The 12,938-nt window shown below is 69.5% G+C and carries 12 protein-coding genes; 4 read left to right on the top strand and 8 right to left on the bottom strand.

The window, feature by feature from the left end:
- Positions 1-156: 156 nt before the first annotated feature.
- A complete protein-coding gene (locus I7X18_RS21240) occupies positions 157-1,512 on the top strand; it encodes a hypothetical protein (RefSeq protein WP_193045963.1) in 1,356 nt (451 codons plus the stop codon).
- A 38-nt stretch (positions 1,513-1,550) separates the two neighbouring features.
- Positions 1,551-2,858: an O-antigen polymerase gene (locus tag I7X18_RS21235; RefSeq protein WP_226863506.1), complete on the top strand. Its 1,308-nt coding sequence runs from the start codon at positions 1,551-1,553 to the stop codon at positions 2,856-2,858.
- Here I7X18_RS21235 and I7X18_RS21230 read toward each other — a convergent pair.
- From I7X18_RS21230 to I7X18_RS21210, 5 genes are read right to left on the bottom strand one after another with little or no spacing between them, the layout of a single operon-like run.
- Complete coding sequence (locus tag I7X18_RS21230; protein WP_226863505.1) at positions 2,831-3,904, bottom strand: glycosyltransferase family 4 protein; 1,074 nt, start codon at positions 3,902-3,904, stop codon at positions 2,831-2,833. The genes I7X18_RS21235 and I7X18_RS21230 overlap by 28 nt on opposite strands.
- Positions 3,904-4,965, bottom strand: coding sequence for a glycosyltransferase (locus I7X18_RS21225; protein WP_193045961.1), 1,062 nt, complete (start codon positions 4,963-4,965; stop codon positions 3,904-3,906). The genes I7X18_RS21230 and I7X18_RS21225 overlap by 1 nt, the downstream gene beginning before the upstream one ends.
- A gap of 23 nt (positions 4,966-4,988) precedes the next feature.
- Entirely contained in the window at positions 4,989-6,119 is a 1,131-nt protein-coding gene (locus I7X18_RS21220; protein ID WP_193045960.1) for a right-handed parallel beta-helix repeat-containing protein, read from the bottom strand.
- The gene (locus I7X18_RS21215; protein WP_193045959.1) at positions 6,103-7,056 is read right to left on the bottom strand and encodes a polysaccharide deacetylase family protein; all 954 of its coding nucleotides are present in this window, start codon (positions 7,054-7,056) and stop codon (positions 6,103-6,105) included. The genes I7X18_RS21220 and I7X18_RS21215 overlap by 17 nt, the downstream gene beginning before the upstream one ends.
- The gene (locus I7X18_RS21210) at positions 7,053-7,814 is read right to left on the bottom strand and encodes a hypothetical protein (RefSeq protein WP_232375296.1); all 762 of its coding nucleotides are present in this window, start codon (positions 7,812-7,814) and stop codon (positions 7,053-7,055) included. The genes I7X18_RS21215 and I7X18_RS21210 overlap by 4 nt, the downstream gene beginning before the upstream one ends.
- A 222-nt stretch (positions 7,815-8,036) precedes the next feature.
- On the opposite strand from I7X18_RS21210, the gene wecB reads away from it, so the two are divergent.
- Entirely contained in the window at positions 8,037-9,191 is a 1,155-nt protein-coding gene (wecB, locus tag I7X18_RS21205) for a non-hydrolyzing UDP-N-acetylglucosamine 2-epimerase (RefSeq protein WP_232375295.1), read from the top strand.
- 35 nt (positions 9,192-9,226) lie between these two features.
- Here wecB and I7X18_RS21200 read toward each other — a convergent pair whose 3' ends face one another.
- The 3 genes from I7X18_RS21200 to I7X18_RS21190 all read right to left on the bottom strand — a co-directional run bounded on the left by I7X18_RS21200 (position 9,227) and on the right by I7X18_RS21190 (position 11,951).
- Positions 9,227-9,571 (bottom strand): hypothetical protein, encoded by a 345-nt coding sequence (locus I7X18_RS21200; protein WP_193045957.1) that lies wholly within the window; start codon positions 9,569-9,571, stop codon positions 9,227-9,229.
- 143 nt (positions 9,572-9,714) lie between these two features.
- The gene (locus I7X18_RS21195) at positions 9,715-10,491 is read right to left on the bottom strand and encodes a TIGR03089 family protein (protein ID WP_193045956.1); all 777 of its coding nucleotides are present in this window, start codon (positions 10,489-10,491) and stop codon (positions 9,715-9,717) included.
- Positions 10,479-11,951, bottom strand: coding sequence for an LCP family protein (locus tag I7X18_RS21190; protein WP_193045955.1), 1,473 nt, complete (start codon positions 11,949-11,951; stop codon positions 10,479-10,481). The genes I7X18_RS21195 and I7X18_RS21190 overlap by 13 nt, the downstream gene beginning before the upstream one ends.
- 79 nt (positions 11,952-12,030) lie before the next feature.
- Between I7X18_RS21190 and rfbD the strand changes: the two genes are divergently transcribed.
- Positions 12,031-12,924, top strand: coding sequence for a dTDP-4-dehydrorhamnose reductase (gene rfbD / locus I7X18_RS21185; protein WP_193045954.1), 894 nt, complete (start codon positions 12,031-12,033; stop codon positions 12,922-12,924).
- Positions 12,925-12,938 lie beyond the last annotated feature (14 nt).

Here is a 12,938-nt window from a genome sequence, read left to right as displayed (position 1 = left end):
CCTGTACGTAATCCACGTAATTTGCCTAAATAAGCGGGTTTTCCGGCATCGGAGTAGCCAGCCACTGTTCGGTGTCATAGTATGCGGAGAAGTAAAGCAGCAATGACCCCTCACAGGTGGGTCGACGCCTGCCGAATCTCTAAGGAGCGCGAACCCTTGGCCGTCCAGTCTCCGATTCAGTCGTCGGTCCTCTCCGCGATCACCCGACGGTCCTCACGCGCGTGGCTCGTGGCGCTGACAATCGGCACCCTCGTCGGCATCGGTCTCGGGGCGTTGCTCGGCGGGACCCTCCACCTCAGCGGCAATGCCGACCCCACCTCGAGTGCGCAGATCAGGGTGACGCCACCGGTCGATCTGGTCGCGATGGTGACCGGGGCGCCGATCGACTTCACGCAGAGCCACATCAGCGACTACGTCGCCGGAGAGGTGGCCTATCTCGACGGCGCCGGCTTCGCCAAGGCGGTGAACGAACGGCTGGGCCGAACGGGTCCGGCGAATCTCACCATCACCCAGAACGGCACCTCGCAGGTGCTGACCGTCTCCTCCACCGGCACGACCGCACAGGAGTCGATGAACACCGTGCGTACGGCGCTGAACCTCTACGACGAGCGTCTGCACCAGCTCACCGACCGGCAGCTGGAGAGCGCCCTCGGTGCCCTGGATGCACGGATCACGACGATCAGGGGGACCCGCGACGTCGGCCGGCTCACCGAGGCGCTCCAGTTGCGCTCCAACATCGAACTGCAGGCCGCTCAGCCGGCCGGCATGCAGGTCCTGAACTCACCCCTCACCGACTCGTCGGTCGGAACCGACCGGTGGCCGCTCGGAGCCCTGTTCGGCGGCCTCCTCGGTGGGCTACTCGCGCTGATCGCGATGGGCTTCTACCGAAGCCGCTCGGGCCGAGTCGTCGCCGTCACCGACATCGCCGACGCCGTGGACGGCATCCTCACCCCGGAGGTGAGTCTGCGCCGCGGCCGGAACGCGAATGATGTTGCCGCACAACGGCAACTGGCCCGGGTCCTGTTCGCACAGTGCCCCGGTACCGCGCCCGACCGGATCATCGCCGTCATCGGGGCGTCGCGGTCCTCCGGCTCCGGTCTCGTCGCATCGCTGCTCGAGGTGGCCGCCGCTGAGCAGGGGCCGACGGCACTGGCCAGGTTGGCCGAGGGTTCGGTCACCCTGCCCACCGGGTCCGAGCGCGACCGCACACTGATCCTCGACATCGGCGCACTCGGCGATTCCGCGCTGGCCACCCAGGCCATCACCGCGGCAACCGACCTCATCCTCGTGACACGCCTCAACGTCGACTCCGTGGCCGCGGTCTCGGCTGTCCGCGCGGCCACCGCATCGAGTGCCGTGCCACTGCGGGCAGTGGTGACCTACCGGCCGCTGTTCACCGTCGGCGGCGCCTCGAGGACGCCGGACGCCCCGCGGCGCGACGATGCCGGGAACGCGCCGAGCTGGGCCGTGACCGATCCGGCTGTCGAGTCGGCGGCGGCATCCGCCCCATGAGGTGCGACCCCGCCGCGCCCCGCGCGAGGGTCTGGTGGATGGGGCCCACCCCGGTGATCCTGATGGTCGCGACCATGTCGCTGCTGCTCACCGCCGCGGTCAGTGACGAACGCTTCCGCGCACTGTGGAACACCCCGAAGTCGGTGACCGGCCATGTGCTGCTTCTCATGTTCTGCGGGGCGCTCACCCTCGCCCTCGGCGCCAGCGCGGTCGGGGCGCTACGGCCCGTCCACGTGCCCGCGCAACGGTGGCCGAACCTCAACCCGGGGGCGGTAGCGCTGCTGTGCCGGGCCAGTTCGGTGCTGGTGGGCCTGACGGTCCTCGGTTATCTGGGTTTCGGATTCCTCATGGCCCGGGCGGGCATCGGCTGGTCGGATCTCGCCGGCGCCTCGGGTTACTCCGATGCCGCCCCCATCAAGACCGTGGTGGGGACCATCCCCGGCGTGACGACGATGACGCAGTTCGGCATCGCGGCGGTCGTGATCTCCAGCCTCGTTCTCGCGCAACAGAATTCGCGATCCGAACTGCTCAAGGTCGTCGCCGTTGTCGGGATGTCCGTTCCGCGTGCCTTCATCTTCTCCGAACGCCTGGCCATCCTCGAACTCGTCGTGCCGATCGCGATCGTGGCCTGCTACCGGGCCGCCGAGACACCTCGTCTGCGGTCGATGGTGCGGCTCGTCCCCCTGGTCGCGGTGCCCGCAGTGGTCGTCGTCTTCTCGATCTTCGAATACTTCCGCAGCTGGGAGTTCTTCAGGGGGAGCGGTCGCAGTTTCTGGCAGTTCTCCTTCGAGCGTGCCGCCGGCTACTACGCCACCGCCGTGAACAACGGCTACCTGGAACTCAACCACCTCAACGTGGCGGGCAGAGAGCCGCTGACCACGCTGGAATTCCTCTGGGATGCACCCGGGGTGCGTCAGCTCCAGTTGTACGACCAGCTGGCCGGCAATTTTCCGGGGCGCAACAGCGTGGTGACCGATGCCGACTACGTCGCGATGCTCAGCCACTACGGCAACCCGGAATTCAACAACGCCACCGGATTCTCGATCCCGTTCCTCGATTACGGCACCGCGGGCGGGTTGGTCTTCTTCCTGATCGCCGGGGTGATCGCGGGTTTGTTGTACCGGGCCTTCCGTGAGGGCTCGCCGGTCGGCCTGCTGATGTACCCGCTGTTCTTCGTCGGCCTGATCGAACTACCGCGCTACATGCACTGGACGCAGGGGCGATCGTTGGCGTCGTGGGTGGCGCTGGGCGTGGTCGCGCTGTTGGTCACCCGTGCCGAACGCGAATGGAGCCGGTCACACCGTGCGCCCCGCGAACGTCACGAACCGGTCGCCGCGCTGAGCTGAGCGCCCGGGACACCGAGCGCCCGCGTCAACACCGTCGCCGCCGAGCGCTGCCACGAGTACCGCGCCGCGTTGACGTGGCCCCGCTCTCTCAGCTCTGCCACCAGCGCGTCGTCGCTCTCGAGTTCGCAGACCCGGGCGAGGAGATCGCTGCCGCTGTCGGGGTCGAAGTAGAGGGCGCCGCGACCACCGACCTCCGGCAGCGAGGCGGCCGACGAACTGATCACCGGGCAGCCCAGCGTCTGCGCTTCCAGTACGGGCAGCCCGAACCCCTCGTACTTCGAGGGGAATACGAGCGCCCGCGAGTTCCGGTACAGCCAGACGAGTTCGGCGTCGGTGAGCCGGCCGGCCACCGTCGCGGTGGCACTGAGATCCGTGGCCGCGGAGAAGACCTGGTCCCCTCCGGCCGCTCCGACCACCACCACGTGCCGTCCCGACGCCGTGAGTGCCGATACCGCGCCGGCGAGATTCTTGTGCTTGGCGAGGGTGCCGACCACCAGGTACTGTCCGCCGTCGACGTCCAGATCGGGACGCACCGGGGTGATCTGCGCCAAACCGTCGGCGGCGCAGGGGATCACCAGGAACCGACGCCGGTCGATCCGCAGCACGGCGGCCAACTCGTCAGCGCTGAACTCGGAGACGGTGACGAGCCGGCGGGCCGTGCGGGCCAACAGGACGTACATGACGAAATAGAACGCGACGAAGGCCCGGCGGAACGTGTGCGGGTAGCGGAACGGTGTCGCATCGTGCATGGTCACCAGTTGGCGGCGTTTGAGAAGCGGTGCGGGACCGGCGAAGTTGAGTAGCATCCGGCCCGCCGTCACCAGCGGCAGGTACAGCTGCTCGAACAGCACTCCGCCCAGCGGCGCCTGACGGATCTCCACACGCGGCGCCGAAGCCCACGACGGAACGTCAGCGCCCTTGGGCACATGGAGCACCAGGTCCACCGCGTCGGCGTCGACCAGGCAGCGCACCATCTCGGCGGCGTAGCGCTGTGTGCCGGTCAGCGGTTGAGCCAACCACTTGCCGTTGACGTGCACCGGATCCATCAGCGGCCTCCGGCGTACGGGCCGTAGAGCTCCTTGAGCGCCACCTGCTGGGTGCCGTCACAGTTGTCGGCCAGCGCCACCCGGGTGGCGTCGCGCGCGGCCGCCCGTTCATGTGCGGTACTCAGCGCCGAGAGGACGCCGGCGAACTCGTCGGGTCGTCCGAAGGTCAACGGCAGGCGCTGCCCGTGCAGGTATGGCCGGGTCCGCGCGACGACCGGGAGGCCGGCCGCATTGGCCTCCAGTATCGAGATCGGAAGTCCTTCCCACAGGGCAGTGTGCAGGTAGACGTCGCCGCGGGCGAGTTCGGCGAGTGCCTGCGACCGGGGCATCCACCCCGTCACCTCGATGCGCCGATCGGCAAGGTAGCCGGCGTGTTCCGCATCACCGTCACCGATCCAGACCGCCTGTAGATCAGGATGCGCCCGCCTGGCGTGGGTGACCGCGTCGGCGAAGAACACCGGGTCCTTCTGGGCGCCCAGCCTGCCGTTGCCGACCACCCGCAACCCGGTTGCCGACGTCCGGTCACCGTTGGTCGGGACCGTGCACGGCCCCGCGACGTTGGGCACCGTCACGACGCGGGGCCGGGTGAGCGGCCAGTGGGACAGCCGCGCCTCGCGGGGTGAGCAGGCGCCGTAGGCGCTGGTGTTGAACGAGAGCAGCCATTCGACGGTGCGGAACGCCGCTCGGACCGCCGGCCCGACATCACGGCGTTCGAAGGCGTAGCAGTGCGGCGAGTAGACGATCGGGCGGCGGGCGGACCGGCGAACGGCCAGGCGCGCGTAGACGCCGCCCTTACTGGAGTGGGCGTGGATCACGACCGGCCCGGCCAGTCCGTTGACGTAGCGGCGGATGAACCCGAGCCGTGCGGCGTGTCCCTCGGGGAGCTCCGCGGTCGCGGTGAAGCCGGCGAATTCCGTTGTGCTGACCGCGGCCTCCGTGCGTCGCGCGTAGACGAGGTGGTGTTCGGCGGACGGGTAGTTGCGTGCGAAGTCGCGGATCGCCGCGGCGGTACCGCTGGCGAACGACTCGGTGACGTGCACGACGGTGCAAGAGGTGGTCACGGTGCTCCTTGCGAGTCTGCCGGTCAACGGACGTCGACCGGTTTGCCATTGACGGTGAAGTCGGTGGTCTGGACTGCTGTGCCGGGTGCGTCGACCAGCAGGGGGCGAAGTTCTGTGTCGCGCAACTGGATACGGGAGAACGCGATGGCGTCGACGGTCCCGGGCTGTGCCACGACGGCGACGTTGCGCTGGGCAGTCGGCGTGGTCGCGGTGATCGTCAGATCGGAGATCGACACCCCGCTGACCGACTGCCCGGCGTGGCCCGAATACACCAGCACCGCGCCGTGTACCACAGCGGGGTCGGTGTTCGCCCCGGTGATCGTGCCGCCCGCGACGCGCACTCCGGCAACGGAGTCGGTGAAGTAGGGATCCCCCTCGGACGCGATGTACACCCCCGCGCCGCTGGTGCGCGACACGGTGATGTCGCGGACGGAGACGTCGCGGCCTCCGACGACGGAGATGCCCCGGCCCCACCTGGTTCCCTCGACGACCGGTGCGGTGATGGCGATGCCCGAGCATGGTTTGTCGGTGCCGTAGGAGACGACGGCCACGCCGTCGTCGCCGGTGCGTTCGGTTCTCGGGTGGTCGACCGTGCCGTTGGTGGCGCCGTCGGTCATGTGGATGCCGTCGGCGAGCGTGTCGCGAACGGTCACGCGGCTGAGGTGGAAGCCGTTGGCGCCGGCGACGAACACCCCCGCGGCGGCCGACCCGTCGACGGTGACGTCGGTGAGCGAGACTCCGTCACCAGCCACGACGAGTTTGTGTTGCTCCAGGCCGGTGTGGCGGGGGCCGTCGGTGGGCGCGGTCAGCGTCACGCCGGCGAAGGACACGTCCGGGGCGGTGATCTGCACTGCTGATGTCGCCGCTTCCGTCGCGGCCAGTGTCGCCCCGTTGCCGTCGACCCGGATGCCGGGCACCGTGATCCGGATGACGCCCTGGTGGAAGTAGGTGCGCCGGTCGAGACGGATGGTGTCCCCTGGCCGAAGCTGGTCGAATTGTGCCTGCAGCGAGTCGGTTTCGTCCGGTGGCGCGCTGTGGGCCGCCTGGACGCCGATGACCGCCAGCGCGGTCACCAGCGTTGCGGTCACGAGCACGGCCAGGACCGACCCGACGGACATCTGCCGGGGTCGTCTGCCGTCACGCCACGGACGCATAGGGGCTCTCCGTGTCGAGGGCGTGCACGATGTGGTCGCGCGTCCCGAGGACGGTGAAGTGGCGCTGCATGGTCGCCATCACCCACTGCATGAACGCGTACTTCTCCCGTGCCGGTACGGCCATTCCGGGGAAGAAGTCCAGTGCCGGTGCGTCGCGCCGGTCGAGCAGATCGGTGGGGTGCAGCAGCATCGTCATGCCGACGCCGCGCACCCGGCACAGCCGGACGGCGGTGCCGAAGAACATCCGCGCCACCCTCGGCGAGATCGAGTACAGCTGCAGCAGATAGGACCCGTGGATCGGGATCCGCAACAGCGGCATCGTGGTGACCGGCAGTTCGGCGAGCCCGCTCGCGGACCGGTGGGGCCGCAGGGGGAGCAACGCCTGGCTCGCCCCGCCGAACAGGTTCGCGCGTTCCTCACGCTGCGCGGCGGTCAGGTCGGCGGTGCGGAAATGGTGTGCGCGCGCCAGCGGGCCGATCCAGGTCGGGAAGGTGCTGGCGTCGTAGGTGTAACCGCGTTCGACGAGCAGCCGCTCCAGCGTCGCGCTGGTGCTGTAGCCGGGCCCGCGGAACCCGGTCGGCGCCGGTGCGCCGGCGGCGACTATCGCCGCGTGGGTGCGGTCGATCTCCGCTGCGAGCTGGTCCTCGCTGTACCGCTGCAGCCACGGTTCGTGTTCGTAGGAATGATTGCCGATCTCGTGTCCTGCGGCGGCGAACGCGCGCACCGCCTCGGCACCGTCGTCGCGGTCCGCGTCGGCGCCGATCACGAAAACCGTGGACTGCAAACCGGATTCGCCGAGAAAGTCGACGATCCGCGGTGTCGCCGCGGATAGATAGCTTGGTCGGGTCGCCCAGTCGGGATCGCCGTGGGTCTTGAGGAACGACCAGACGTTGTCGAGGTCGAACGACACGCTGGCGACGGGGAGTGCATTGGTCATCGGGCGTTTCCCTGTGTGATCGGTTGTGCGGACGATTCGGTGTCGGAGGGCCGGCCCTGCTCGGCGACGACCGTGCCGACGCGCGCCATGGCCAGCACGCCGCCGACGATGAGGATCAGGCCGGCGATCAGCCAAGCCGTTCGGCCGTCGGCGATCTGGTCACCGACCAGCGCGATACCGGCCGCGGACGCGACGACCATGGTCACGGCGTCCATCGCGGAGCCGGCCGATGTCGTCGATCCGCGTTGCAGTGCCGCGGCCAGGAAGACCTGACCGACGGCGGCGGACGCCAGCGTCAGCCAGGCGAGCGGGTTGAGCGGCAGGGCCGTCCACTCGAGGGAGGGCAGTGGGCGACTGGCCACCGCGAGCACCGCGAACGCGGCGCCGGCCAGGCCCGCCAGGGGCACCGCGCCGCGCGCACGCCAGGCCATCGGCGCGAGGGCGACACACGCGCCGAGTAACGCGGCGAGCACCCAGCCCGTCGTCGGGGGCACCGTGGTGACCCGCGACGGTTCCGCGGCGCCGGCGAGCAGGACCAACGCGATGGTAAGCACCGCCAGCACGACGCCTTCCGCGCGGGTGACCCGCCAGCCCAGCACGGCCGCGCCCATGACCGCGGCGACGCCGACCGCAGCGCAGGCGGCGGCCGCCACGAGGTACACCGGCAGCGTTTCCCGGGCGTAGAAGGCGAGCAGGAAGCCGGCCACTTGGGCCGCCAGTCCCGCTGCGTAGCACCTGTCAGTGACCAGGCGTGCCACCACGCCCAGGTTAATCGTGTTGCTGATGCGGTTACGGCGAGCGGCTATACTTTGCAGAAACAACCCGGTAGCGTACGAAACAGTTGACAACACCAGCAAAAGGGTCGCAAACACCGTGGTTTCCTGCCGTTTCGGGTTGTCGGATCTAATGGCTGCAAGCAACAGCCTGCACTTTGCTAAGCGAATTTACAACACTTCACTGGATCAGGCATAGTGGGCGACGTGACCGAAGTCCACCTGGTAGCAGGAACCCGTCCCGAGGCCATCAAGCTGGCGCCACTGGTGCCTGCCCTGCGAGCGCACGGCATGACGCCGGTGTTCGTCGCCAGCGGGCAACATCCGACGATGGTTCATCAGGCCCTCGGCGCGTTCGGGCTCGAACCGGACGTGACGCTGAGCATCGACCGCGGCAGCGGCAGTCAGGCCGAACTCATGGCCGCGTTGTCGATGCAGCTCGAACGGCACTGGGCGCAGCGGACTCCCGAAGCCGTTGTGGTCCAGGGCGATACCACGACGGTGCTGGCCGCGGCGATGGTCGCGTTCTGGGCGAAGCTGCCGATCGCGCATGTGGAAGCGGGATTGCGGTCACACGATCTGACGGCGCCGTTCCCGGAGGAGGGCAACCGCAGGCTGGTCGGTCAGATCAGCCGACTGCACCTGGCGCCCACCGCGGACGCGCGCGCGAATCTCGAGCGGGAGGGCACCCGGGCGAGCGACATCGTCGTCACCGGCAACACGGTGATCGACGCGGTGCTCGACATCGCCGCGCGCGGCGGACGGGTCACCGATCCCCGGGTGGCCGAATTCGTCGAGCGGGCGCGCGCGGGCCGCAGCAGGCTGCTCCTGGTGACAGCCCACCGGCGGGAGTCATGGGGTGAGCCGCTCGACCGCGTGCTCAACGCCGTCGCACTGCTGCTCGACAAGTATTCGGACGTCGAGGTGGTGCTGCCCGCGCATCCGAATCCCGCCGTGGCGCAACAGGTTCGTGCCGCTCTCGCCGGACACCCGCGCGTGCTGGTGACCGAACCGCTGGCCTATCCGGTCCTCGTCGCGACGCTCGCGGCGTCCACCCTCGTGCTGTCGGACTCCGGCGGTATCCAGGAGGAGGCGCCCAGCTTCGGTGTACCGGTGATCGTCCTGCGGGAGGTCACCGAGCGGATGGAGGCCGTCGACGCCGGGTGTGCGGTGCTCGTCGGCACCGATCGCGATGCAGTGCTGGACCACGCGTGCCGTCTGCTCGACGATCCCCGCGAGCGTGCGGCAATGGTGTCGAAGGGCAATCCGTTCGGTGACGGCCACGCGGCGGACCGGTCCGCCGCGGCGATCTCCTGGATGCTCGGCCGGACCGACCAGTTGCCTGCCGAGTTCTGGTTCTGACCGACCCGCTCGTCTTCGATGCGGGCGTGCGGCGGTCAGATCTTGTGGATCCGGGACCGGGATGTCTGGGTCGGCCGGGGGATGGATTCGATCACTCGAGAGACCGACTGCTGGTACCTCGGCACCGCGTTGAGCGCGTTGAACCCGTAGACGAACGACACCATCGACACGACGGTCCACGCGTTGCCGAGCGCCCACTCCCAGGCGGTGTTGCTCGGAGCGCCGGTGAGCCAGTACATGGCGATCACGAGGGTGGGGTACCCGGAGAGGACGAAGAACCTGCCGTCGGCGCTGACCTGCCAGCCGGGGTGACGGCGGTTGTGCAGATGCCAGAGCCCGAGGGCCACCATCGTGACCACTGCGGTGACCGGTCCGTGCATCGAATACCTCTGCTCTCACGGCGTCCGCGCCATCGCGCGCCGTGTCGCAGTCGAAGTTACCACTCAGCTGGGGCTATCCTGTTTCACCAGGTTAGGAAAAGGCTGTGAACTTTCGGCCCGTTGCTGTTGCTCGCGGTACTGGCTCATTCCAGCGTTCGGGTGACCTTCTCCATGGTCCGTCGCCGCTCGAGTACGGCCGGATCCGGATGCGCGACCTGCACCAACGAACCGCCGACGGCGTAGACCGCGAGCAGGTGGGTGGTCACGTCGTCGGCCGTCGCCCAGCCCGCGGTGGACAGCACCCGGTCCTTGGGCTGCAGGCCCGCCGCGGTGGCGGCCCGCGCAGCCGCGGCGACCACCTCGTCGACCGAGCGTCCGTTGAGCGCCGGCCCGGGCCCGCGTTCGGGGACGATCTGGTCGCCGTGCACGCGGACCGCGGTCGCGTAGTCGGTGAGCCCGACGGGCAGATCGGCGACCGGCTTACCGAACGGGTCGAGCGACAGCACCGCGATCTCGCCGGTACCCACCGCGGCGTCCGCCTCGTCGATCCGCTGCGCGGTACACAGCGCGATATCGGCCCTGTCGCTGTCGGCCCCGTCGCTGTCGGCCCCGTCGCTGTCGGCCCCGTCGCTGTCGGCTCCGCCGCCCACGAGCGCTTCGGCCCCGATCCACCACAGCCCGAACAACACCGCCGCGGTCTGCCAGTGCGCGGGCAACAGCACCGCGACCCTGCTCCCGGGGCCTGCCCCGAGTTCGTCTCGTAGGAGATTGCCGGTCTTGGCCGCCCAATTGGCCAGCGTGACCGCGGACAGCTCGATCCGTTCTCCGGTGGCGTCGTCGTAGTAGGTGATGCTGGGCCCGGCGGGGTCGGAGTCGAGCAGAGGACCGAGCAGGGCGGCGGTGACGGTCAGCTCACACACTCCGGATCGTCGGACCCGGCGGTGATGATCTGCGGTGGCGGCGGGGGTGCCGAGGGATCCGTGACGCCCGCCGCGGCCGGGTCGGCGGTCAGCATCGTCGGGTCGGTGCCGTCGAGGCCCGAGCCGGGTCCGGTGTAGTCGTCAGAGAGCACCACGCGCACCGTGCCCGGCGCCACGGAGCCGTCCTCGACGACGGTGAGCCCGCCCAGATCTCGCGAAATCGCCTGTGCCCCGAGGTCGTCGGCCTTCGCCGCCTGCACCTGGCTCGAGTCGACGGGCCCGCTGTCGTAGTTGCCGGTCGGGCCGGGGGTGAACCCCTTCTGGGCCAGGACCGCCGACACCGACGCGGCCAGCCCGTTGACGTCGGTGGCGTTGACGACCTCGACGGTGGTCTTGTCGGGCGTGTACGCCAGTTCCTCGGTCTTGCCCTCGTCCTGTTCGTCGAGCAGACCCGTCACCCACTCCTGGACCGCGGCGGGTTCGACGCGCACGACGCTCTGCATACCGTCGTCGCTCCAGCCGTCCTCGCGCACCACCGGGATGGTCGAGAACGCCACGTTGCCGGCGGCGAGCTTCTGCAGTTGGTCGACGAAATCCATGATGTCCCAGCCGTCCGACAGGACCACCGAACGCTGCACGGCCGCCTCCAGGCGGCCCAGTGTCGCCGGACTCGACAGCGTCTTGCCGGAGATCACCTCGTGGGCCAGCGACGCCATCACCGCCTGCTGGCGGGTGACCCGGTCGAGGTCGCCGCGTGGCAGGTTGTGCCGCTGCCGCACGAAGCTCAGCGCCTGCGGACCGTCGAGCTTCTGCCAGCCGGCGGGGAAGTCGGCGCCCGAAAGCGGTTCGTACACAGGCTCTTTGAGGCAGACGTCGACACCGCCGAGTGCGTCGGTGATCAGCGCGAAGCCCAACAGTCCGATCTCGGCGTAGTGGTCCACGGTCACGCCGGTCAGGTTCGCGACCGTCTTGATCAGCGCCTCGCGGCCGTCCTCCACCGCGAGCGGTTCGGCCTCGGCCGGGTCCACGCCCTGTTCCTCGACGAGCTCCTTGAGCCTATCGAGGTGCACCGACCCGTAGACACCGTTGATCTTCATCTTGCCCAGGTCCGGTGCTTGGACGTAGGAGTCGCGCGGAATGGAGATCGCGGTCGCCGACTGCCCGTTGTTCGGCACACGGATCAAGATGATCGTGTCGGTGTTCGTCGACACGTCGTCCCCGGCGCGCAGGGTGGCCAGTTCTTCTTGGGACAGCGGGTTGCCGTGCGCGTCGGTACGGCTGTCGGAACCCACAAGGAGAATGTCGATCGCGCCGTCCTCGCCGCCTTCGCCGAGCGCCGGGGAGCTGATGTGGTTGATGCCTTCTTCAAAGGACCGGATCCGGCTCCAGGCCACTCCGGTCCCGAGCACGACGGCAAGGGTCACCGTCACGGCGACGGCGCGAAGGACTCGAGCGGGCATCCGCCCAGGCTACTGGCGAGGACAGCGCAGACGGGGTAGCGATCGTCGGCGCGCCAGCACGCGTGTCAAACTCACAGGCATGCCGCAACGACTCGTGATCACCGGCGCCGGCGGCATGGTGGGGCGCATCCTCGCTGCTCAGGCTGGCCGACAGCAGCGCGATGTGCTGGCGCTCTCCTCCGCCGACTGTGACATCACCGACCTCTCCGCTGTCGCGCGTCACGTGTCGGGCGGCGACGTGGTCGTCAACTGCGCAGCCGTCACCGACGTGGACGCCGCCGAGGCCGACCCCGGGCGAGCGCATGCGGTCAACGCCGTCGGACCGGGCAATCTGGCGACCGTCTGCGCGCGGGCCGGTGCCGGCCTGATCCACATCTCCACCGACTACGTCTTCAGCGGCGACTTCGGCGGGGCGCCACCGCACCCCTACGAGATCGACGACGTGCCCGCGCCGCTGAGCGTCTACGGACGCAGCAAGCTCGCCGGTGAACAGGCGGTGCTCGATGCGCTCCCGGACGCGTATGTCGTGCGCACCGCGTGGGTGTACGAGGGCGCGGACGGCGGTGACTTCGTCGCCGCGATGCGCCGCAAGGCCCTCGGCGGCGAGACCGTCGACGTGGTGGCCGATCAGACCGGTTCGCCGACCAGCGCGCACGACCTCGTCGGGGCGCTGCTCGAGATCGCCGACGGCGGAGTGCGCGGTCCGGTGCTGCACGCCGCCAACAGCGGAGAGGCCAGCCGGTTCGACCAGGCCCGCGCGGTCTTCGAAACGCTCGGCGCGGATCCGGAGCGGGTGCGTCCGGTCGGCAGCGACCGGTTTCCGCGCCCCGCCCGCAGGCCGGTGTACTCGGCGCTGTCGGGCACCGGTTCGGCCGAACGCGGCCTGACCGCCCTGCGCCCGTGGCGCGATGCGCTGGTCGCGGCGATTCAGCGGGGGCGGGACGTGCCGCTACCCTCTACGCCGTGTGCGTGAATCGGTGGTCGCCA

Source organism: Mycolicibacterium baixiangningiae (assembly GCF_016313185.1).
GTDB classification, from domain to species: Bacteria; Actinomycetota; Actinomycetes; order Mycobacteriales; family Mycobacteriaceae; genus Mycobacterium; species Mycobacterium baixiangningiae.
The sequence above is the reverse complement of the archived record's forward strand: the minus strand, read 5'-3'. Positions and strand labels throughout refer to the sequence as shown.